Annotated in this window: 20 protein-coding genes; 6 read left to right on the top strand and 14 right to left on the bottom strand. The window is 42.9% G+C overall.

What is annotated here, in order from left to right:
* Nucleotide 1 precedes the first annotated feature (1 nt).
* Nucleotides 2-295, bottom strand: coding sequence for a hypothetical protein (locus CHRO_RS33085; protein ID WP_219336050.1), 294 nt, complete (start codon nucleotides 293-295; stop codon nucleotides 2-4).
* Here CHRO_RS33085 and CHRO_RS00440 point away from each other — a divergent pair.
* The 4 genes from CHRO_RS00440 (at nucleotide 263) to CHRO_RS00425 (ending at nucleotide 3,302) form a co-directional block, all read left to right on the top strand.
* A complete protein-coding gene (locus CHRO_RS00440; protein ID WP_015152199.1) occupies nucleotides 263-895 on the top strand; it encodes a class I SAM-dependent methyltransferase in 633 nt (210 codons plus the stop codon). The genes CHRO_RS33085 and CHRO_RS00440 overlap by 33 nt on opposite strands.
* Before the next feature lie 131 nt (nucleotides 896-1,026).
* Nucleotides 1,027-1,875 carry an endonuclease NucS domain-containing protein gene (locus CHRO_RS29310; RefSeq protein WP_015152198.1) on the top strand — a complete coding sequence of 283 codons (849 nt, stop codon included), beginning with the start codon at nucleotides 1,027-1,029 and terminating at the stop codon, nucleotides 1,873-1,875.
* A 106-nt stretch (nucleotides 1,876-1,981) separates the two neighbouring features.
* On the top strand, nucleotides 1,982-2,851 hold the full coding sequence (locus CHRO_RS00430; protein ID WP_015152197.1) for an aldo/keto reductase: 870 nt from the start codon (nucleotides 1,982-1,984) through the stop codon (nucleotides 2,849-2,851).
* A 10-nt stretch (nucleotides 2,852-2,861) separates the two neighbouring features.
* Nucleotides 2,862-3,302 carry a GNAT family N-acetyltransferase gene (locus CHRO_RS00425; RefSeq protein WP_015152196.1) on the top strand — a complete coding sequence of 147 codons (441 nt, stop codon included), beginning with the start codon at nucleotides 2,862-2,864 and terminating at the stop codon, nucleotides 3,300-3,302.
* Nucleotides 3,303-3,327: 25 nt separating this feature from the next.
* On the opposite strand, the gene CHRO_RS00420 is transcribed toward CHRO_RS00425, so the two are convergent.
* The 6 genes from CHRO_RS00420 to CHRO_RS00395 all read right to left on the bottom strand — a co-directional run bounded on the left by CHRO_RS00420 (nucleotide 3,328) and on the right by CHRO_RS00395 (nucleotide 9,812).
* Complete coding sequence (locus CHRO_RS00420; RefSeq protein WP_015152195.1) at nucleotides 3,328-3,618, bottom strand: Calvin cycle protein CP12; 291 nt, start codon at nucleotides 3,616-3,618, stop codon at nucleotides 3,328-3,330.
* A gap of 1,045 nt (nucleotides 3,619-4,663) precedes the next feature.
* Entirely contained in the window at nucleotides 4,664-5,308 is a 645-nt protein-coding gene (locus CHRO_RS00415) for a response regulator transcription factor (protein WP_015152194.1), read from the bottom strand.
* Nucleotides 5,308-6,174: a S1C family serine protease gene (locus CHRO_RS00410; protein ID WP_015152193.1), complete on the bottom strand. Its 867-nt coding sequence runs from the start codon at nucleotides 6,172-6,174 to the stop codon at nucleotides 5,308-5,310. The genes CHRO_RS00415 and CHRO_RS00410 overlap by 1 nt, the downstream gene beginning before the upstream one ends.
* Before the next feature lies 1 nt (nucleotide 6,175).
* Entirely contained in the window at nucleotides 6,176-7,096 is a 921-nt protein-coding gene (locus CHRO_RS00405; RefSeq protein ID WP_015152192.1) for a S1C family serine protease, read from the bottom strand.
* Nucleotides 7,097-7,448: 352 nt separating this feature from the next.
* Entirely contained in the window at nucleotides 7,449-8,213 is a 765-nt protein-coding gene (locus tag CHRO_RS29305; RefSeq protein ID WP_015152191.1) for a calcium-binding protein, read from the bottom strand.
* A 702-nt stretch (nucleotides 8,214-8,915) separates the two neighbouring features.
* A complete protein-coding gene (locus CHRO_RS00395) occupies nucleotides 8,916-9,812 on the bottom strand; it encodes a DMT family transporter (protein ID WP_015152190.1) in 897 nt (298 codons plus the stop codon).
* Nucleotides 9,813-10,153: 341 nt separating this feature from the next.
* Between CHRO_RS00395 and CHRO_RS00390 the strand changes: the two genes are divergently transcribed.
* Nucleotides 10,154-10,504 carry a hypothetical protein gene (locus tag CHRO_RS00390; RefSeq protein ID WP_015152189.1) on the top strand — a complete coding sequence of 117 codons (351 nt, stop codon included), beginning with the start codon at nucleotides 10,154-10,156 and terminating at the stop codon, nucleotides 10,502-10,504.
* A gap of 34 nt (nucleotides 10,505-10,538) precedes the next feature.
* Here the strand turns inward: CHRO_RS00390 and CHRO_RS00385 are convergent, their stop codons facing one another.
* The gene (locus CHRO_RS00385; RefSeq protein WP_015152188.1) at nucleotides 10,539-11,042 is read right to left on the bottom strand and encodes a DUF7733 domain-containing protein; all 504 of its coding nucleotides are present in this window, start codon (nucleotides 11,040-11,042) and stop codon (nucleotides 10,539-10,541) included.
* Nucleotides 11,043-11,175: 133 nt separating this feature from the next.
* Nucleotides 11,176-15,336, bottom strand: a complete 4,161-nt coding sequence (locus CHRO_RS00380) for an amino acid adenylation domain-containing protein (protein ID WP_015152187.1) — start codon at nucleotides 15,334-15,336, stop codon at nucleotides 11,176-11,178.
* 639 nt (nucleotides 15,337-15,975) lie between these two features.
* Between CHRO_RS00380 and CHRO_RS00375 the strand changes: the two genes are divergently transcribed.
* A complete protein-coding gene (locus CHRO_RS00375; RefSeq protein ID WP_015152186.1) occupies nucleotides 15,976-17,844 on the top strand; it encodes an ABC transporter ATP-binding protein in 1,869 nt (622 codons plus the stop codon).
* A 121-nt stretch (nucleotides 17,845-17,965) separates the two neighbouring features.
* Here the strand turns inward: CHRO_RS00375 and CHRO_RS00370 are convergent, their stop codons facing one another.
* The 5 genes from CHRO_RS00370 to CHRO_RS00350 all read right to left on the bottom strand — a co-directional run bounded on the left by CHRO_RS00370 (nucleotide 17,966) and on the right by CHRO_RS00350 (nucleotide 20,522).
* Nucleotides 17,966-19,069 carry an ABC transporter ATP-binding protein gene (locus CHRO_RS00370; RefSeq protein ID WP_015152185.1) on the bottom strand — a complete coding sequence of 368 codons (1,104 nt, stop codon included), beginning with the start codon at nucleotides 19,067-19,069 and terminating at the stop codon, nucleotides 17,966-17,968.
* A 68-nt stretch (nucleotides 19,070-19,137) separates the two neighbouring features.
* The gene (locus CHRO_RS00365) at nucleotides 19,138-19,713 is read right to left on the bottom strand and encodes an HD domain-containing protein (protein WP_015152184.1); all 576 of its coding nucleotides are present in this window, start codon (nucleotides 19,711-19,713) and stop codon (nucleotides 19,138-19,140) included.
* A 5-nt stretch (nucleotides 19,714-19,718) separates the two neighbouring features.
* On the bottom strand, nucleotides 19,719-19,943 hold the full coding sequence (locus CHRO_RS34095) for a type II toxin-antitoxin system HicA family toxin (protein ID WP_015152183.1): 225 nt from the start codon (nucleotides 19,941-19,943) through the stop codon (nucleotides 19,719-19,721).
* Entirely contained in the window at nucleotides 19,943-20,155 is a 213-nt protein-coding gene (locus CHRO_RS00355; RefSeq protein ID WP_015152182.1) for a type II toxin-antitoxin system HicB family antitoxin, read from the bottom strand. The genes CHRO_RS34095 and CHRO_RS00355 overlap by 1 nt, the downstream gene beginning before the upstream one ends.
* A 145-nt stretch (nucleotides 20,156-20,300) precedes the next feature.
* A complete protein-coding gene (locus tag CHRO_RS00350; RefSeq protein WP_015152181.1) occupies nucleotides 20,301-20,522 on the bottom strand; it encodes a helix-turn-helix domain-containing protein in 222 nt (73 codons plus the stop codon).
* Nucleotides 20,523-20,579 lie beyond the last annotated feature (57 nt).

Genomic DNA, 20,579 nt, shown 5'->3' with positions numbered 1-20,579 from the left:
TTTATATTTGTTTATAATCTATCAGCTGTTGAATTATCGGTGGGGAAATAGGTTCAATGGTAGTTGGTAATGGGTAATGGGTAATGGGTAATGGGTAGTTGGTAGTTGGTAGTTGGTTATTATTCTCCCTTGTCTCCCTTGTCCCCCTTGTCCCCCTTGTCTCCCCTGTCCCCCTTGTCTCCCTTGTCCCCCTTGTCTCCCCTGTCCCCCTTGTCTCCCTTGTCTCCCCTGTCCCCCTTGTCCCTAATTCCCAATCCCTACAATGCAGACAAATCTCTGGACTAATGCTGACCACGTTTTATGGTATCTCGCGAAAGCAGACAAAATTCCCCATCGGACTGAGGGAGAAGGCGTTTTGTTAGAACAAGTGCCAAAAACGGTAGAGCGAATTCTCGATTTGGGGACGGGGGATGGTCGTTTGCTGGGTTTGTTAAAAATAGATCGTCCGCAAGTTCAAAGCGTGGCGATCGATTTTTCTCCGACGATGCTAGAAGCGGTTCGTCAGCGTTTTGCTGAAGATGAAACAGTAGAGATAATAGCTCACAATTTAGACGATCCTCTACCATCTTTGGGTCATTTTGATGCTGTTGTTTCTAGCTTTGCGATTCATCATTTAACGCACGATCACAAGCGTTCTCTCTACGAAGAAATTTTTAATTTTCTAGTACCAGGCGGAGTTTTTTGCAACTTGGAGCATGTTGCCTCGCCGACTCAAAATTTACACAATCGCTTTCGTCAAGCAATAGGAATTGCAGATGAGCCAGACGATCCATCAAATATATTATTAGATGTAGAAACTCAACTCAAATGGTTGCGAGAAATTGGTTTTACCGATGTTGATTGTTATTGGAAATGGCTAGAGTTGGCTTTATTAGTTGGAATTAAACCTAGCTAAGATTTGGTTTTGCTATAGGCGATCGCTGCCTATCCTCCTATTATTACTGAGTTTATACTACATATATTGTATAATATAGCACACTGACTTGGGTTGAAAAATCATCCAACTTATTAGTGTGTTCGGAGTTCATGCTGAAAAAAGTAGATAACAAATGGCAGTTTGCCAGTGAAAATAATCTAGAAGATTTTGTTTGGAGTAGACTCACTAGCCTGCTAGGACTCTCTGGTTTAAAACGACAGTACAGAGTATACGGCGACACCTGCGATATCTTGGCACTAGATGAAAATAACAGATTGGTAATATTGGAACTAAAAAATGTTGAAGATCGATACATAGTTCAGCAACTTACCCGTTACTATCACAGCTTGTTAGATGAAAAGCCTTTTCAGCAGCAAGTGAATTATCAACTACCAATCCGACTGATAGCGGTTGCTCCCAGCTTTCATTACCATAATTGGATAGATAAGAAATATCATCAACTAAGTTTTGAGTTTATGACTTTTACACTTAGCCAGCAACAGAATGAGGTGTATTTGCAGTTACAAAACTTAGACACAAAGGAAACTATTCAAACAACAGTTTTGGATGTATCGCTTATACAAAAAACAAAAGTTTCACAGCCTCAAACCTTAGTAATTACTGAGAGTGGCGGCACTGCTACTTATACTAAAGCTATAGATAACATTTTATCTTATTATGTGCTTGTCAAAAATGCTCATAAGTTGGGAATTCCTGAGTTGGAACCTTCTGAAATTGAAAGACTCAATAATTTGGGCTTTCCCAATAAAGTCAGCAAGCTTTTCAAGATTAAAGTGAAAGAAGAGAGGGCAAAAAGTGGCTTTCGAGAGATATCAATCCGAGTTCCTTCAAGCATCAATGTTAGTACGTTCGTAAGTTGGGTGGAGCGTAATGTATCAACTGCAACTGGAGTTGTTAGTCCAAATAGTAGACATTATTTGGTTAGATATCGTGGTTGAATGACCAGTAATTTCACATTAATTTACTACTTAGGGCGCGATCGCCGCCAACGTCTGTGCAGAAAGATAGAATGGGCGAGAGGAACACGTCACGGAATCTTAAGTGATGGAAACAAAACAACTAGGGAATACTGGTGTCACCATCAGCGCTATCGGTCTAGGTGGAATGCCAATGTCATTGAGTAGCAGACCACCGGAAGCACAAGCGATTGAGACTATTCATCGCGCTCTCGATTTAGGTGTAACTTTGATTGACACAGCTGATTCTTATTGCAAAGACGAGTCAGATAAACACCACAACGAGCGTTTAATTCATCAAGCGTTGCAACAATATCAGGGTGATGCGAGTAATGTAGTTGTTGCTACTAAAGGCGGTTTAATGCGTCCTGGTGGAAGTTGGACGCGCAATGGTAATCCAGACCACTTGCGGGAGACGATTCGGATTAGTTTTGAGGCTTTTGGGGGAGAAAAACCGATCGAGCTGTGGCAATATCACGCTCCAGATCCAAACTATACAATCGAGGAATCTCTCACTCCTGCCAAAGAAGCCGTTGCAGCGGGAACGATCCGGTATGTTGGTGTTTCTAATTTCTCTGTAGAACAGATTAAACGCGCCCGCGACGTAGTTGATATCGTCTCCGTTCAAAACCAATATAATCCCTGGCAGCGACAACCAGAGACAGATGGAGTATTAGAATATTGCGAACGTGAAGGTTTGACTTTCTTGCCTTGGAGTCCTTTAGGGGGTAGCCGTCGCGTTGCTAGCTTGCCAGACATTCCCGCGATCGCTCAATTAGCCAAAACGAAGGGTGTCTCTGTCTACGCGATCGTCTTAGCATGGCTGCGGGCAAAATCCCCTTGTGTAGTGCCTATTCCTGGTGCGAGTAAAGCTAGTAGTATCGAAGATTCTGTCAAATCTGCCCAAATTCAACTATCTTCAGATGAAGTAGAGCAAATCGATCGCGCTACAAGTTAACTTACAAAGTATGAAAGACATTCAGCGTCGGCAAGCAACGCAGGCAGATTATGATTTTTTGCATGACTTGCACCAGCAGACTTTTCGGCTGTATGTCGAACAAACCTGGGGCTGGGACGACCAACAGCAAGTAGAGTTGTTTCGTCAGTCCCACCAAAACCTAGACGAGTCGCCTTTTGAAATTTTGTGTCTTGAGGAAAAAGAAATTGGTTGTATTGCGATCGAGGATAAAGGCGATTTTCTCTTGCTTGACTACATTGCCATATTACCTGATTATCAAAATAGAGGGTTGGGTACTCAATTAATTGGCGAACTTTTAGAATTAGGTAAAAGTAAAGGAATTCAGGTGCGCCTTAACGTTATTAAAGTAAATCCCGCCAGAAAGCTTTACGAGCGATTGGGATTTCAAGTTGTCGGTAGCGATGATGGTTGCTACTATATGATATCTTGAGACGTTCCGTAGAACGCCTCTACAACTACACATCGTAAATCAGACATTCAAGCGATTCTGGATACTCTATACAGTAGAGATCGAGACTATTTCTTTGTTGAGCCGCTTCACGATGGCTTCTTTCTGCTTGTAATTCTTCCACAATGTCCCACGCTACCGCGCATTCGCTAGAACTGTCACCTGAAGTTTGGCACGCAGCACGCGCTTCTTCTAAAGCTTGCACGATCGCTTTTTCTAAAGAATTGCTAATTTCGTTTCCCGCGATCGCAGTAGCCATTGTAGTGACTTGGGAGGGACGATCTGTTGCCTGAGTCATAAAAATCTCCTGTTTAGCTTTTCAGCCTTGATTCCGCTGTGCTTGTCTTTCTCGCTCCCTCAAAGTTGGTAACTCTGAAGTATTTCCTTTTCTAATTTAGGCATGAGAAGACCAGCTGCCAGTGAGTAAAACCGTAATTTTAAGCATCGGTTTTTACTGCCTATATCCTAGATCGATTTTTCTAGATGCTGTGGTTATGCTTATAATTTTTTAGTTTATTTTTTCGTACATTAATCTTAGACTTCTAATATTTTAAACATTTAATTAAATATTCTTATAACTTAAAAAAATGTTTACAACTTTTGTTGAATTATAGTATTTGCTTTAGAAAATATCGAAATTAATAGAACTGTCAGCGTACTTATTTTGTAGCTAGCATAACACTAATAGTAAATAAATCGTTTGAAATACATTCGTAGGGGCGCACAGATGTGCGCCCCTAAAGATCTATATCTAATTTATAAAGATAGAATAATCTAAAGTAGATACGCAAACAGTAACTCCAAATAAAAAGTATAATTCATAATATCAAGCCGCTCAGAATACAATCGCATTCTAAGCGGCTGAATGATTAACATATAGTTAGATATAAAAGACAACTCTAAACGTGAACTACCTCAGACCGTTCTGATGGAGGGTTTCGCCTCCCCTTGGTAGTAACGAAGTGGAGGAAGCGATAAAAACTCCACACCGTTTAGAACTGATATTAACACTGTCCATTTGCCTGACATCGCTCTCCTTCAGCTAATGGCTCTGGGTCACAACGGCGTAACCCCCATCCAGTGCGTTCTTTTATTATCTACAGTTATTAGAATAGCGATTCCAGAAACGGTAGCGATCGCACCATAGTAAGAGTTTCTACTCATTAATAAGTTAGAGTCTACTCATTCACTTTTTTCTATCCAGAAGCAGTTGTCAGGGAGCAGGGAGAATTCGGAATTCGGAATTCGGAATTCGGAATTCGGAATTCACGCATTCAAAATTTACCACTCGCAAGAGCGCAAGAGCGCCTTTCACCAACTATCAACCATCAACCATTAACCAATCACAACATAATCAACCCTTGTCTTGCTCCTAAAGTCACGGCTTCTGTACGGCTGCTGGCGTTGAGTTTGCTAAAGATAGAGGAAACGTGAAACTTAACCGTATGCTCCGAGATTCCTAAACGCTTGGCGATCGCCTTATTGCCCAACCCCTCAGCTAGCATTCCCAAAACTTCAATTTCGCGGGAAGTTAATGCTTGTAGTGGTGTCGTTGCTTCTACAACTCTTTCGCTCATTGGTAAAAGAGTAAGGAGAAGATCGATCGCATCGGCGTGCAATACAACTAATCCACTTGCAACAGCTTCTACAGCTTGTAAAATCTCTTCTGCGGATGCCGATCGCGGTAAGATGGCTTTGACACCAGAACGAAGCAGTTCGGGTAGGCGATCTCGATCCTCAGTGTCGATAAGAATGGCGATTGGTAATTCTCCTACTTCTGATAATGCAACTAATTTTTCACTGACAGGCTCTCCTTCTGGTAAACTCAGCTCGATCAGAACTACATCAGGGTTATGAGTTGCGATCGCCGCAGCTAAGGTAACTGGATCGGCAGAACTACCAATTGTCAATAAATCGGGATTTGTCCGCACGATACTCTCTAAACCCGCACGGACAATCGGATTAGTGGCAGCAACCAGAACCCGCATCACGCCGCTACTGCTCCCGACTTATCTGGAATTTGGATTTGCGCGATCGCCGATTTGCCAGCACGAATCAAATTGAGTTGCAGTAAATCTCCTGGGGAAAACTGCCAAAGAACTTCGGCTAAATCTGAAATGTCAGTGAAACCTCGTCCGGCTACTCCTGTTAATACATCGCCAGTTAATAATCCAGCAGATTCAGCTAAACTATCTGCTTGTACTGCCAAAATTAATAAACCTAACCTGCGCCTGTATCTCCGTCCGATTGCCACAGGCTGGAGAGTCACTCCTAGATAAGGTTTAACTGTACCACGCCGTAAGAAACGCTCTACTATATTGCTAGGTATAGCTAAGCCTAAACCACCTGCGATCGCGGTGTTGATCCCGATAACTTTACCTTGAGTATCGGCAAGAGCGCCACCAGAGTTCCCAGAACGCAAGCGAATATCTGCTTGTATCCAGGTTCCAGTTTGATTTTTGCCAGTTTGATTTTTGGAACTGACTGTGTGAATAATTCCAGTTGTTAAAGCATTTGTTATACCTAGTGGATTACCAACTGCGAACACCATCTGACCGACTCGCAGCGTGTCAGAATCTCCAATCGGAGCAGCTGGTAGATCGGTAGCATCAACCTTCAATACAGCTAAATCTTGTAGGCGATCGCGGTTAGTACATACAGCGTCGAGTACCCAATTGTCTGCAAGTTTGACTGTAGGGCGATCGCTCCTAATGACGTGAGCATTCGTAATAATGACACCATCAGCTTGCCAAATTACACCAGAGCCGCCGCCAAATCTTCGGTCTTGTATCTGTACGGTAGAACGGCTCAAAGCTGCGGCAACACTTGCTAGTTCGTCATTTAGTGTAGTCATATCAACGTTCTCCAATCGCGATCGGTACTGTTAATAACGCGCCGCCTCGAATCACTTGTGCGTTGAGGGTTTTACCTACAGACTCCGAGCCGAGCATTGCTTGCACGTCTCCGGTGTCGGCGATCGCTCTACCATCAAGGGAAATAAGTACGTCGCCAATGAATACGCCAGCGCGATCGGCGGGACCATCGGATTCGATATTGACGACGATTACGCCCCCGTTACTGGATAAGTTCAACGCATTTTTCAGATTGTCGGGTAGTAACACGGGCTGCATTCCCAAACCCAAATAACCCCTGGCAATTTTGCCTTTTTCCAATAAGGTGTCAATAACGCGGTTAACAGTCGCAACAGGTATAGCTAGCACCATATTACGAGGACCAACAGTATTGATACCGACAACACTACCTTTCGCATCTACCAATGGACTGCCAGAAAAACCAGGATAAAGTGATAAATCTAATTTGAGCAATCCTTCAGTCTGTTTGCCACACCAATCTCGTTGTGTAACACCAATACCTTTGGCGCTAACAACTCCCCAGCTAGCACTTAAACCGCTCTCACCAGGACGTGCTACAGCTAACACTAAGTTTCCAACTTGCAAAGTACCGCTATCGCCAATTTCTGCTGTAGGTAATTGGACATCTGGTATTCTGAGTACAGCTAAATCCGTGCTGGAATCTCGACCGATTAAAGTTGCAGCTACCGTGCGCTCGTCTGGTAGCCTGACAGCAATTTCCTCATCCCGCCTTACCGTATGTTCGGCAGTAACGATGATACCATTGCGCCAGTGAACGCCAGTGGAAGGAATACGGTGACGTGCATTTACAGCAACAACGGCACGACCTGCCCGTTCGACTGCATCAGCTAAATTATTGGAAAGTGCTAGCAAAGTATTACTCTCAATTGATGGCGACTCCATATCATTTTTCCTTTTAGCAAGTGGTCATTTGTCATTTGCCATTTGTCGCTGCTCCCTACTCCCTGCTCCCTTTCTTCTCAACAACTGATTACTCATCATCATGCCGAACTGATACTATGGATGACATCAGAAAAATGGGGAGAGGAAGACCTAGAAAAATGGCTAGGAACTATATCTGTAAATAAAAAAGCTGCCGTTAGTACGGACAGCTCTTGGTTACTTATTCAAATTCGGTCAGCGTTTCTCAGTAGGTTAAATAGTTCTATTCTGTAGTTAAGACTTAAAAAATCTAGTGAAATAGCTGGCAAATAGCAATTAATTTTTCAGCTTAAGCTTATTTTGAAATACGTTGTTAGCTGACGTATTTGAAGTAGCTTCCACCAATATTAACTGATTCTGGTGTGGTTCCGTGCAAAATAGCGATAAGTTCTTGCGTGCCAGGATTGTTAGCAAATTCAGCATAAATTCCCGTTCCTTGTAGGAGTAAATCGCTTGGTGCTGCACCTAAGCTGTAGGTGACTTGTGTTTGCATAAATGATGGTCCAGATGTGTCAATACTTCTTAAAACGATCGTATCTTCAAGAGGATTGAAGTCTGTAATGAGAGCGTAATCGTTATTGCCAGCAAATCTGTAAGATGTACCTGCGCCATCACGCCCAGCACCACCTTCAAGCCTGAAGGTATCTGCTCCTGCACCTCCCGTCAAGACATCTATTTCATTAGCACCGCGACTAACTGAACTACCAATGTATGCACCTCCTCCAGCACCATCAATGATGTCGTTTCCTTCTCCTCCATCTAAAACATCGTTGCCAAATCCACCAATTAAGTTATCGTTGTTTCCATCTCCAAACAAAACATCGTTACCGTTGAAACCGTATAGAGTATCGTTACCTGTTCCGCCGTATACAGTGTCGTCTCCGTAACCGCCATCTAGTAAGTCGTTGCCCGATCCGCCTTTCAATCTATCGTTACCGTTGCCTCCCCATAGAGAGTCATCTCCATCTCTACCGTAAAGTTTATCGTTGCCATCGTAGCCGTAAATAAAATCGCTCTCAGCAGTATCGAGACTGCCGGAAAGTTTGTCATCGGAAAATGTTCCTTCAATAGTTGCCATGTTCTTTGCTCCTCTTACCAGGTTTGTTTGATTATTTGTAGATTGGTTGAAAAATTTTCTCTGTCAGACTGACTAGCAGAAGACGGAGAAGTTCAATCCAATAATTACAACCTAACTTTGCAGCTTGCCGCTGTCTTGAGAAGGATTACCGCACAACTTGGTAAAAAAATTACTTTGAAGCTCTCGTAGCGATCGCCATCGGCAATGGTGCTTATTGCAACTATTTTCATTAAAAATTTGTCACCCAAACAGCTCGTAGCTTTGCTAGAGCTTAGATTTGGGTAGCGAAACCACTTGAATATAATTTCATTTAAAAAGTTTATTTAGCTGTATTTGCTATCGTTATAATTAATTTTCTTACCTAAATAATATTAAAAATATATTATTAATAATTTTTTAATAATTTTTTTATATTTGAGCAAATCGCCAACGAATGGTATTATCTTACCGTCTCTCTTTGTTTTTGTCTATCTCTTTATAAAGCAGAGAAAAACTTAGCTGCACTTCATTTATTATTATGCCGCAATTGTGCAGATTTGGTGCAGTTTTATTGCAGTTTTATTGCAGCTATTTTTGCGAAAAGTACAATCTTCTAGGTAGAAGCAACCTTTATCAGAAATTCATAGTTTTATCTCAAGAACTATAGCAGAAATACTCAAGACTCGCTCTGAAACAGAAAGAATGAAATGTCGCCTGCGTTACTCAACGCGATAACAACAGTACAGCTATACCACTTAGGGCTACAAAAACCCCTAAAATCGCTCTAAGACTGATTCTTTCTCCCAAGCAAACAGCTATAGGAATGACAAATAAAGGACTGGTATTGCTCAGCGTGAGGGCAACTCCTACAACTGCAAACTTGACTGCTACCTGTTGCAGCCAGATTCCTAAGTAAGTGCCAGCAAAAGCAGCAATGCAAATTGCTACCATAATCTTTGCATTTATGCTTTTGAACTCAAAGCGCCTGTGGTGCTGCCTCTGCCATCCCCAGGGCAACAAAACCAACACGCCGCCACACAATCGCAATAAAGCTGCCCATAAAGGACTAATATTGCTGGTAGTTAGTACGATCCGAGAAATGACAGCACCACTAGCAAGGGCGATCGCGGCTAAAATCCCAAAACCAACACCTCGTTGTATGCGTGTATGCCTTTCTCCTAAATTTGGTACTCGTTCTGTAACTACCCAAGCCACACCTAGAATAGTTAGTAGAATGCCGCACCACGCACTCATGCTGAGCTGTTCTTGCAGAAAAATCAATGCCAAAATTGCTGCAAGAGGAGGTGATAAAGTCTCCATTAACAAGGCGCGTCTAGCACCTAAGTAATTTAAAGCAAAGAAGAACGCTGTATCTCCAATCCCAATTCCTAAAACCCCACTGAGTAGAAGTAAGCCTAAAGTAGTAGGAGTAACATCTGAAAATGTTGATTTTTGTACCAATAGCGTACAAACAAGTAAGGCGATCGCGATCGCGCCTTTGAGAATATTTAATTCTAGTGGTGGAATGCGTTGTCCGATGCGTCCGTAGATAACTGAAGATATTGCCCACAAACAAGCAGCTGTTAGCGCCGCCAGCTCACCTAAAAAATCTGTCTGCAAGATTGCAAAAAAGTTATTAAAAATACTGAACAACTCTTTTTAATGTTTTAGATAAAATACTATAACGCCTTTTTCAGGTTAGCACTCAAAGTACTTTAGTGCTAATTTTTGTATGTTACTTTTTAGCACTCAAGAGCCAACAGTGCTAATTTCTTAACTTAATATTTCTCATGATATAGCTCATTCTCCGCCTTTTTTCGGATGTCAAATCACCTTAATTACAGCTATAACAATTGCTAAATAATAAGGACTATTAAGTGGCTAGTGGCTGGTGACTAGAAAAGAGCTTAGCTACCGATCGCTGACAATTGACAACTGATAACTAATATTAAGAGGTCAAGATGGAATATACATTTGAAATTGTAGGGGTGTCGCCGATTCTCTACTTTTTTCAGCATCAACAGCAAGTCGTACAAGTTCCTCAGTGTCGAGGAGTAGAGTATTTAGGAGCATACAAATGTACCTTGGATGCTTTTTTAAAATCGATAGAAACTATTCCCTGCAAACAAGATTGGAATTTAGAGCAAGTCATCGATACCGTCGTTAGTTTTTGGATGCGTAACTCAGACACGGTTCAGTATTGGAAATCTCGTTTTGACGATGCTGGTGGCAAAGATAATTTATTAGTAGCAAGAGTAGCAGATGTCAATGGTTTAAAGGCAGAGTTTGAAGCGTTATTGAGTGACGGATAATCGATATTACCAACAACCAAAAACTAACTACTTACTACTTACTTTCCCATCGTAATAGTCTTGGGAGTTGGGATAAATCGAGGGCGTAGTTCAAAGCCCACAACACAATATTGACAAGTAATAAATTCTTTATCCAAAGCAGTTCATCAGTTGGGCTTAGTAGTGTCATGCCTTCATACAGCTGCCAGATACGATAAGGCAAGTAAAGATAAGGAACCATGACCCACACAACAGTATGAAAATATCTCAGGGTGACAATTTCGGAAAGAATTTGCAGACCCAGCATGACTAAGTATGGTATCAGTACAGTTAAAATGCTGGAGTAGCCCTGCCAAATTCCCCACAGCAAAGCGGCTATTGGTAGCAATAATGCGATAATCTGTACCGTACCAAACCATATTTTGAACCACTCAGGCAGTGGTTCGGGAAGATAAAAAGGTTTTGAGTGTCTCCACGCCCAGCCAACGAGGGCAAAAAAGGACGTGGCGATCGCAAAAAACAGCAGGTTCTCGAACAGTAGGTAAACTTCTGTAGACATCTGCAAGCTAGAGAATAAACAACGAGCGATCGCGCTTGTTTGTACTTTCTTGTTTGTATTTTAGCGGATAGTATCTCTAGCAAGAATGCGATCGCTCGCGACACAGAACTGCAAACGACGATTTTGTCAGCAATCAGCCGATTGACAGCTCCATGACACAACTGTTACCGACTAAGCTTAACGTGCGATCGCCTATTTGTGCTTGCTCCAAACATGCCTTGAGTTTACTAGCTAATACTTGCACGTTTGGTTCGTCCAACAAACCCAAATGCGTACCAGGTATTTCATGGATCTCGACTCCTGGCTCGACAAAGCTATTCCAACCGCGATCGGGTGTAGAGTAACACCATCTCAAAACTTCTTTACTCGTAAACAGAGCCACTCGACCGGAGTAACTTTGCGGAACGTAATCTACCATTGTTGCCTGCTTTAGCGCCTCAATTAGCACCATATCGTAAGGGTTGGCATTTTCAGATAAAGCGTAGTTGTTCCACAGGTCATATTTACTGCTTTGTTTGCCAGTCAACAGCGAGTGCATCCAATCTAACTTTTGCAGAAAATAAGTTTGTTTTTCTGGGAGCGGCAATCGCCAAAGAGTATGTAAATAAGTAGAAATCGTGCGAAATAGCGAGGGATTGTGAATAAATAAACGGGGGCTGTAAGTGTCGAACATGGCGAGTAAAGCTACTTCCTCACCCTGCGCTTGTAACTGTCGCGCCATCTCAAAAGCTACCGTACCTCCACTGGAAAAGCCACACAACAAATAAGGACTATTGGGCTGAACCGTCTGCATTTCTTGAATATAATCGGCTGCCATGTCTTCAACTTTGGTGTGAGGGTTTTGTTTACCATCTAACCCCCGTGCTTGCAATCCATAAACAGGTTGTTCCGAACCTAAATGACGAACTAACTTTTGGTAGCCGAGAACGTTTCCCCCCAGCGCGTGGATGCAGAATAAAGGAGATCGATCTCCGTGAGGCTGAATTGCCACTAATGAAGACCAAGAAACTAACTGTTGCGGTTGACCGATTATATTGGCTAGTTGCTCGATTGTTGGTGCTTGAAACAAAGTTGCTAAGGGAAGTTTTATGCCAAACTTGCTTTCGATTTGGGTAAATAGCTGTACGGCTAACAGCGAATGTCCTCCTAGCTCGAAAAAATTATCGCTGACTCCAATTGATTGAATACCTAGAACTTCCGACCAAATTTGGGTTAATTGGAGTTCCACGGCGTTGCTAGGAGCAGCAAAAGCCTTTTCTAGATTGGGTCGATCGCGATCGGGAATTGGTAAAGCGCGACGGTCTACTTTACCGTTAGAAGTGAGCGGGATTTCGGCGATCGCCACGAAAGCAGCAGGAACCATGTACTCTGGTAATCTTTCCTGAAGGAAACGCCGCAGTTCGCTCGTAGCAGGTGCAGGCTGATGTCCTACGACATACGCCACTAATCGCTTATTTCCTGGCTCGTCTTCCCGTACCAGGATGACAGTTTCTCTCACTTGTGGATGTTGTGCCAGTACGGTTTCAATTTCTCCCAACTCGATCCGAAAACCGCGAATTTTAACTTGATGGTCGATGCGACCGAGAAATTCAATGTTACCGTCTGGGAGATAGCGGGCTAAGTCTCCCGTCTTATAGAGTCGTGCTGTTGGATCGTCGCTAAAGGGGTCGGGAATAAATTTTTGGGCAGTGAGATCGGGCTGATTTAAATAGCCAGAGGCAAGACATTTGCCACCAATATGTAACTCTCCAGCCACGCCAACCGGACAGGGGTTGAGATAAGAGTCGAGAATGTGATAGCGGGCATTTTGAATTGGTTTACCGTAGGGAATACTTACCCAATGCGGCTCGACTGTTTGAATTGGATAATAATTAGACCAGACTGTGGCTTCGGTTGCTCCGCCGAGACTAATGACTTTAACTCCTGGGAATGTAGCTTTGAGTGTGTCTGGTAACTTTACTGGTATCCAATCACCACTCATAAATACTAACCGCAGTTGGGGATAGCGATCGCCCCATTCGATCTTGGGGAAAAAAGTAGCGAGTTGTTGCAGTGCAGGTGGTGCAGAGTCCCAGAACGTAATTGGTTCGTCACGCAATATGCGCAACAAAGCTTCTGGATCTTGTACGTCACGGTTAGATACGACTCGAATCGATCCACCTGCGGCTAAAAGCCCGAAAATGTCATAAACTGACAGGTCGAAGCACAAGGATGTGACGAATAAAACTCTATCGGAAGAGTTGACGGCAAAAGTTTTGTTTACCCACTGAATTAGGTTGATGACGGGTTGATGGCGAACTACAACTCCTTTCGGCGTTCCGGTGGAACCAGAGGTAAAGATTACGTAGGCGACATCATCTGAGCTAGCGGACAGGGGTAAGTTGTCGGTAGGGAGTCGATCCAGATCTGCACGCAGCCAAATTTGGCGATCGAATATTTTCTTTGTATCTTTTGTAGGGGCGCACGGCTGTGCGCCCCTACCAATGTCACGTTTTTCAGCATCCAAACAAATTAAGTGTTGTAGCGCGGGAAGTTGAGATTGAATCTCGTCAAGATTTGGTAGCAGTGAAGTTTGCGTTACCAGACAATCGATCGCCAGTGAAGAAAGTAGTAGTTGAATGCGTGCTTTGGGAAAGCTGGGTTCGAGCGGTACGTATGCACCCCCCGCTTTCAAAATCCCCATGACTGCTACGACTGTCTCTAGCGATCGCTCTAAATATACGGCAACCAGAACTCCTGGCTTCACGCCTAATTGCTGTAAGTGTCGTGCTAATTGATTGGCTCTCCAGTTCAGTTCTCTGTAAGTGAGCTGTCGATCTTCAAAAACAACGGCAACGGCTTCGGGTGTCAGTTCTACCTGTGCTTCAAATAGCTGATGAATGCAAAGCTCTTGGGAAAAATCCGTCTCGGTGTCGTTCCACTCCCGCACGATGCGATCGCGTTCTGCTGTTGTCAACAGGGGCAATTCTCCAATGCACTGCTCGGGGTTTGTTGCCATGCTCGACAGCAAGGTTTGCAAATGTCCTAGCATTCGCTCAATTGTTGCATCGTCGAATCTTTGTCGATCGTATTTGAGTTTGAGTAAAAGCTCTGATGCAGCGCAGCTAACTAAGGTGAGTGGATAATTCGTTTGTTCTTCTAATCGGAATTCTAGATTTTGCCATCGACTACCTTGAGCGCGTAAAGCCGAATTCAATTCGTAGTTTTCAAAGACCAAAAGGCTATTAAATAGAGGCGTACCACTTGGAACGTCGCTCCAACCTTGAATCTTGACTAAAGGAGTATGTTCGTAGTCGCGCAAAGTCACCCACTGCGATCGCAATTCCTGCAACCACGGTAAAAGCTGTTGCTCTGGCGAGACATTGACCCGCACTGGTAGGGTATTAATCAGCAGTCCTACCATAGACTCAGCTCCGGCTACAGAGGAGTGACGGCAAGCTCTCGTGGCTCCAAAGACAATATCGGTTTCGCGACTGTAGCGACTCAGTAGTATAGCCCAAGCTCCCTGTACCAAAGTGTTAAGCGTGAGCTGGTGTTGTTGTGCCAAAGATTTTAATATCGCTGTCGTTTGCTCTGACAGTCGCAGTTCGCGATCGCCAAAACTGCGATCGACGATCTCTAAGTCTGTATTTAAGGTTTTAGCTAATGTTGAGTTAGCTATTAATGGAGTTGGTGCAGTAAAGCCTTTGAGTCGTTGTTGCCAAAAGTTGGCGGTTTTTGACCAATCTTGCTGTAACCATTGGATGTAATCTTGATAAGGACGAGGTTGTGGTATTTCTAAGTCCTCTCCCAGGCAGAAAGCATCGTAAAAAGTAAAAACTTCTTTGAGAACTATATGCAAAGACCGACCGTCTAATATGGCATGATGAAAAGTCCAAATCAAGCGGTAGTCACGATCGCCGAGCTGCACCAGAGCTAAACGCATTAATGGCAAGCGATCCATCTGAAAGCCAAGGGCGCGATCGCGCTGAAGATATACTTGCAACTGTTGTTCTTGTTCCATCGCTGACAAGCTACGCCAATCTTCTCGTTCTATCTCAATAGCGGGTTGTAGGTGGACGCATTGTAATGGTTGACGATCGCTTTTCCAATCAAAGCTCGTTCTTAAAACTGGGTGGCGTTCCACAACTCGTTGCCATGCTTGAATAAAAGCAGAAATATTGAGGCGATCGCGGATCGAACAAATTACCTGCTCGATATCAACTCCAGATTGTTGAGCGTGGAGGCTATGAAACAGCATTCCCTGCTGCATTGGTGAAAGTGGGTACGCGGTTTCTATAGTTGTTACTTTCATTTGCTTTTAATTCTTAACTCTTAATTCTTAATAGTTAATCGTGAAATTGATTGCTCGTATAGAAACGTTATATGTAACGTCTCTATACGAGAAACTGCTATAGCAGTTCTAAATGATTTGTGCTTCTAGCCAGCCGCAGGCTAGAAGCCTGCTCCACGTTCATGAATCAAATTGGATTGCTATAAAATCACATAAGTTAAATCAGAAGTTTTCTCCTTTTGAAAGCAAGCTAAAAAGATTGAAATACAAAATTTAAGTACGAAACTTATGCAGGATTAAGTATTTGAATCATATGAATATGCAAAATAATATATCTAGCATAAAAAATTGCCAGAAGATTGTAGCGATCGCAATAGTTTCAGATAAAGATTGATACAGGGATTACTGATAATAATACTGAAAAACGGTGAATGTAATATGTAGTTTTCATATTTTTTTGATTAAGACTAGTAGCAGACGGATAGTAGGCATTGAATCGCTCCATATTAGGCAGATTCGGGTAACCTCCTCATCAGAAATAGAAAAACTGAGCGATCGCCTGCAAAAATCTAGCCAGAATGAGAGCGATCTTGAGTCAGTACTAGCGCTAAATTAAGAAAATGTATTTTAGATGACCGATCGTCCATTAAAGGTTGCAGCATGACGACATCAGCGCCCGTATCCCAACCCGTCAGAAATCGCCGCCGCCAGAATGATTGGCGATTGTTCCTAAGATTAATTCCTTACGGTCGCCGTCACGGTAGGTTATTGTTGATTTCCACGGTTTTGCTAGTTCCAGTAGCGATCGCCAATGCCGTTCAACCAATTTTGATCGGTCAAGCAATCTCCCTCATTCGTAAAGAACCAAATACCTACGATTTTCTCAAAAATCTACCTCTGGGGCAGGGTTTACAAATTCTGGAAGGGTTGTTGCTGTTAACAGTGATAGTTCGTCTCATCTTTTCAGGCGTGCAAGGCTACTTAGTGCAAAAAGTCGGACAACAAATGACAGCAGATATTCGCAACGATCTCTTTGCACACGTTACATCTTTAGCAGTACGCTTTTTCGATCGCACGCCTGTAGGAAAATTAATTACTCGCTTAACGAGTGATGTGGAAGCGTTGGGAGATGTCTTCACAACTGGAGCAATAGGTATTATCAGCGATCTATTCTCCATGTTAGTAATTTTAGCTCTCATGTTTCAGCAACAGTGGCAACTCGCTTTAATGCTGTTGTTGATGCTATTTCCAGTCACGGGATTAATTATTTTCTTTCAGCAGCAATATCGGAAAGCCAATTATAAAGCTAGAGAAGAACTATCTTTACTCAATTCCACCTTACAAGAGAATATTTCTGGGATTAACGTCGTACAGATGTTTCGCCGCGAACAATTCAACGCCGAACTATTTCGCGCCACGAATTTAAACTATATTCGTGAGGTAGATAGAACGATCTTTCACGATTCAGCAGTCTCGGCAACTTTAGAATGGGTAGCTTTAGTAGCAGTTGCAGGGGTACTCTGGTTGGGTGGTATTTTTGTCCTGCAAGAAAGATTAGAATTTGGCGTTCTTGCTGCATTTATTCTATTTGCCCAACGATTATTCGATCCTTTACGCCAGTTTGCGGAAAAATTTACTGCAATTCAAGCCGGATTTACAGCTGTTGAGCGCATCAGCGATATTTTAGACGAACCAATTGAGATTCGCGATCCGGTTGAGAATTCGGAATTCGGAATTCGGAATTCGGAATTCAAGATACACCAACAACCAACTACCAACAACCAACAACCAACTACCCATGTCGGAGAAATCCGTTTTGAACATGTCTGGTTTGCTTATAAAAATGACGATTATGTGATTAAAGATTTAGATTTTACGATTCGTCCAGGAGAAAAAATTGCTTTAGTTGGTCCTACGGGGGCGGGAAAAAGTTCGATTATTCGGCTGCTGTGTCGTCTCTACGAACCGACACGAGGACGAATATTAGTGGATGGAGTTGATATTCGAGATATTCCGCAGGCAGAATTGCGCTGTCGGATGGGTGTGATTCTGCAAGAAGGTTTTATTTTCGCGGGAGATGTGAAAAGTAATATCACACTGGGGGATACTTATTCTTTTGAAGAGATCCGCGCCGCCGCAGAGAATACGAATGTGGCACAGTTTATCGAGCAGTTACCCCAAGGATACGATACTCAGTTGCGAGAGCGCGGTACGAATCTTTCTAGCGGACAAAAGCAATTGTTGGCGTTTGCTCGTGCGGCAATTCGTAACCCTCATATCCTCGTACTGGATGAAGCTACGGCTAGTTTGGATGTGGGTACGGAAGCTTCGATTCAAGATGCTTTAGAACGCTTGCTAGAGGGGCGAACGGCAATTATTATTGCTCACCGTCTTTCCACAATTCGCAATGTAGACCGAATTTTTGTCTTGAAGCGGGGTGAATTAGTCGAGTCTGGAACTCATGAGGAGTTGATACAGCTTGGTGGGTTGTACGCAGGTTTGCACCAGTTGCAGATGTTGGGTACATAACCAAATAAAAAGGCAGAGGAATACTGAAAGCGTCCCCTGCTCTGTTTCCTTGTCAATTATTAAGAATTGTAACACGTGCGATCGCGCTTGCTGCTCTATCTGAGGGGGAATTTGCGCTTTACTATGGATACAATCGATCGCCAGTAGTTGGTTCAAAGACAAATAAACAATCTAGATCTAGTTGCAGAGATAAGCGATCGCCTACACGTAAATTGACATTAGGACTCACTTGTGCGTTTAATAATACGCTCGTTCCTGGTACGTTGCCTTTAATTAAAATCTCTCTTCCCAATGGTTCTACTACTTTTAAGTGAGTCGTGAGTAGCGAGTCGCGTGTATTGTTTTGGCTGCTGAGTAGTTCATTGACATAAATACACTCAGGACGAATTCCTAAATCTACAGGTTTTCCTGGTGCTAAATTCAATTTCTGTTGTATTTCTGTCGGACAAAAAATGTGTTGTTCCCCTATCTGAAAACCTTGATTTGTATAAATAGCAGGCATAATATTCATTGGAGGGTTGCCCAAAAAAGTTGCTATCATCTGATTAGCTGGATGGGCATAAACTTCCTGTGGTGCGCCGATTTGTTGAATCTTGCCGCGATTTAATACGACAATTTTATCGGCTAATGTCATCGCTTCAACTTGATCGTGAGTGACATACACAGTTGTTACACCTAATTGTGCGTGTAACTGTTTTAATTCTGCCCGCGTATCGTCTCGTAATTGAGCATCTAAATTCGATAGGGGTTCATCTAATAAAAATACTTGTGGCTGACGCGCGATCGCTCTACCTAATGCTACCCGTTGTTGCTGTCCCCCCGATAGTTGTTTGGGTTTGCGATCGAGTAGATTTTCTAAAGAAAGCGATCGCGCTACTGTCTCTACTCGTTCTCTGATAATTTTGCGATCGACTTGCCGCATTTGCAATCCGAAGGCGATATTTTCTGCTACCGTCATGTGAGGGTAGAGGGCGTAATTTTGAAATACCATCGCGACATCGCGCTGTCTGGCGGGGATATCATTCATCAGCGTGTCCCCAATATAGAGTTTGCCAGATGTAGCTGTTTCTAATCCCGCGATCGTCCTCAAAATCGTGGACTTACCGCATCCCGAAGGTCCCACCAGTACCCAAAATTCTCCATCGGGAACTTCAAATGTAATATCTTCGATCGCAGTGACATTATTAAATCGGCGCTTAATATCTTCTAGACGGACGTTTGCCATAAGCAGAGGTAATGGGTAATGGGTAATAGGTAATAGGTGATTCGCAACTACCAAATACCAACTACCAATTACCTATTATCATCCTTCACTAGTTGTTCTAATTCTGCAACGACTCGTTCTAATTCTTTAATTAAAGGTGTCTTTTCTCTAGCGATAAAAGCTTCGACAACGGCGCGATAGTACCATAGCGTACCGTCTTTACCACCTTTAAATCGTTCCCATACGGTTTTGCCTAAAGTGCGATAGTCTTTTAAGATCGACCTGGCGTTGTGTAGTTTGTCGGCAGCTGAGACTAAAATTATCGATGGGGATGCTTGAGGAATAGTGGCGATATAAGCTTCCTTGCGCTGTCTCCAAGGTGGTTTGGGGATTGTTTCTGCGTCGGTGCAACCGTCTACAATCGCGGTAACTGTATCGCCAAAACGACGGCGAATTTCTTCTCTTGTCGCCGCACCCCCTTGGTCTTCAATTGCATCGTGGAGTAAAGCTGCGATCGCTTCATCTTCGTTTGCTCCATATTCTAAGGCAATACTGGTTACGCCTAGCAGGTGAGAAATATAAGGCACGCCGGAACTTTTACGCACTTGCTTTGCATGGAGTTCTGTAGCGTAAGTCAGTGCTTCGATAAAGCGGCTGGAAAGCATTTTCTTCAAAGCAGGTCTATAAACTCTTCTCTTGTCATCTTGGCATCACGTAAGATTTTACGTAGTAAACCTCTGCCGACATTTTTACCAGCATGAACGGGAATCGTCACTACTCTTCCGTCTTCATGCTGCATTCTGACATAAATACCCTTTTGTCGAACTACTTGAAAGCCCACTTTCTCAAGAGCATGAATAACTTCACTGCCTGTAACAGCAGGTACTTTTGGTATTATTTTACTACCTTTTGGATACCTACAAACTCCGGTAAGTTTTCGTACTCCTCTTCTTCCAAACAAAGTTCGATGACTTCTTTAATATTTGCTATTAGCTCGTCAATAGTTTCGCTTTGGCTGTAACAGGCTTTAAGCTGAGGAACTTCTCCTACATAATATCCATCTTCATCCCGTTCAATGATAACGTAAAATTCTTTAGTATTATTCATAACAATGTATTTTTGATAGATTCAAATTGTATCCTTTAAATCTATCTGCAAATGTATGTACTGCATATCGAGCAATGTAATTGCGGTAGTTGAGTCATTCACTATAGGTAATTCGATTTTGCAGTCAGTTAAGATTAACGATCGCCTATTCTTTTACGACTTCTAGTAAGTCTTCGATGATCACGTCAAAAGTCTGCGCTAACTTCCGCAATGCGTTAATATCTGCCATTGCCATTCCAGGAGAAGCAGCATAAGTTTTCACTGTACCGTAAGCTACTCCCGATCGGTCGGAAACTTCTTTTAGCGTCCACCCTTCTTTAGCAGCAAATTCTCTAATTTTTAACCTGACTAATCCGTTTGTTGACATGCCGTTGACTTGTCAGCTGAAGCGTTCTATAATACTTAAATCTATTAAAAGCGATCG

The organism is Chroococcidiopsis thermalis PCC 7203, from assembly GCF_000317125.1.
GTDB classification, from domain to species: Bacteria; Cyanobacteriota; Cyanobacteriia; order Cyanobacteriales; family Chroococcidiopsidaceae; genus Chroococcidiopsis; species Chroococcidiopsis thermalis.
Note: the sequence above shows the minus strand (reverse complement) of the source record. Positions and strands in the feature narration are given on the sequence as shown.

Coding starts and splice junctions, on each gene's coding strand:
- CHRO_RS00440 (WP_015152199.1), top strand. CDS start 263: ATGCAGACAAATCTCTGGACTAATGCTGACCACGTTTTATGGTATCTC.
- CHRO_RS29310 (WP_015152198.1), top strand. CDS start 1,027: ATGCTGAAAAAAGTAGATAACAAATGGCAGTTTGCCAGTGAAAATAAT.
- CHRO_RS00430 (WP_015152197.1), top strand. CDS start 1,982: ATGGAAACAAAACAACTAGGGAATACTGGTGTCACCATCAGCGCTATC.
- CHRO_RS00425 (WP_015152196.1), top strand. CDS start 2,862: ATGAAAGACATTCAGCGTCGGCAAGCAACGCAGGCAGATTATGATTTT.
- CHRO_RS00420 (WP_015152195.1), bottom strand. CDS start 3,618: ATGACTCAGGCAACAGATCGTCCCTCCCAAGTCACTACAATGGCTACT.
- CHRO_RS00415 (WP_015152194.1), bottom strand. CDS start 5,308: ATGCGGGTTCTGGTTGCTGCCACTAATCCGATTGTCCGTGCGGGTTTA.
- CHRO_RS00410 (WP_015152193.1), bottom strand. CDS start 6,174: ATGACTACACTAAATGACGAACTAGCAAGTGTTGCCGCAGCTTTGAGC.
- CHRO_RS00405 (WP_015152192.1), bottom strand. CDS start 7,096: ATGGAGTCGCCATCAATTGAGAGTAATACTTTGCTAGCACTTTCCAAT.
- CHRO_RS29305 (WP_015152191.1), bottom strand. CDS start 8,213: ATGGCAACTATTGAAGGAACATTTTCCGATGACAAACTTTCCGGCAGT.
- CHRO_RS00390 (WP_015152189.1), top strand. CDS start 10,154: ATGGAATATACATTTGAAATTGTAGGGGTGTCGCCGATTCTCTACTTT.
- CHRO_RS00385 (WP_015152188.1), bottom strand. CDS start 11,042: ATGTCTACAGAAGTTTACCTACTGTTCGAGAACCTGCTGTTTTTTGCG.
- CHRO_RS00380 (WP_015152187.1), bottom strand. CDS start 15,336: ATGAAAGTAACAACTATAGAAACCGCGTACCCACTTTCACCAATGCAG.
- CHRO_RS00375 (WP_015152186.1), top strand. CDS start 15,976: ATGACGACATCAGCGCCCGTATCCCAACCCGTCAGAAATCGCCGCCGC.
- CHRO_RS00370 (WP_015152185.1), bottom strand. CDS start 19,069: ATGGCAAACGTCCGTCTAGAAGATATTAAGCGCCGATTTAATAATGTC.
- CHRO_RS00365 (WP_015152184.1), bottom strand. CDS start 19,713: ATGCTTTCCAGCCGCTTTATCGAAGCACTGACTTACGCTACAGAACTC.
- CHRO_RS00355 (WP_015152182.1), bottom strand. CDS start 20,155: ATGAATAATACTAAAGAATTTTACGTTATCATTGAACGGGATGAAGAT.
- CHRO_RS00350 (WP_015152181.1), bottom strand. CDS start 20,522: ATGTCAACAAACGGATTAGTCAGGTTAAAAATTAGAGAATTTGCTGCT.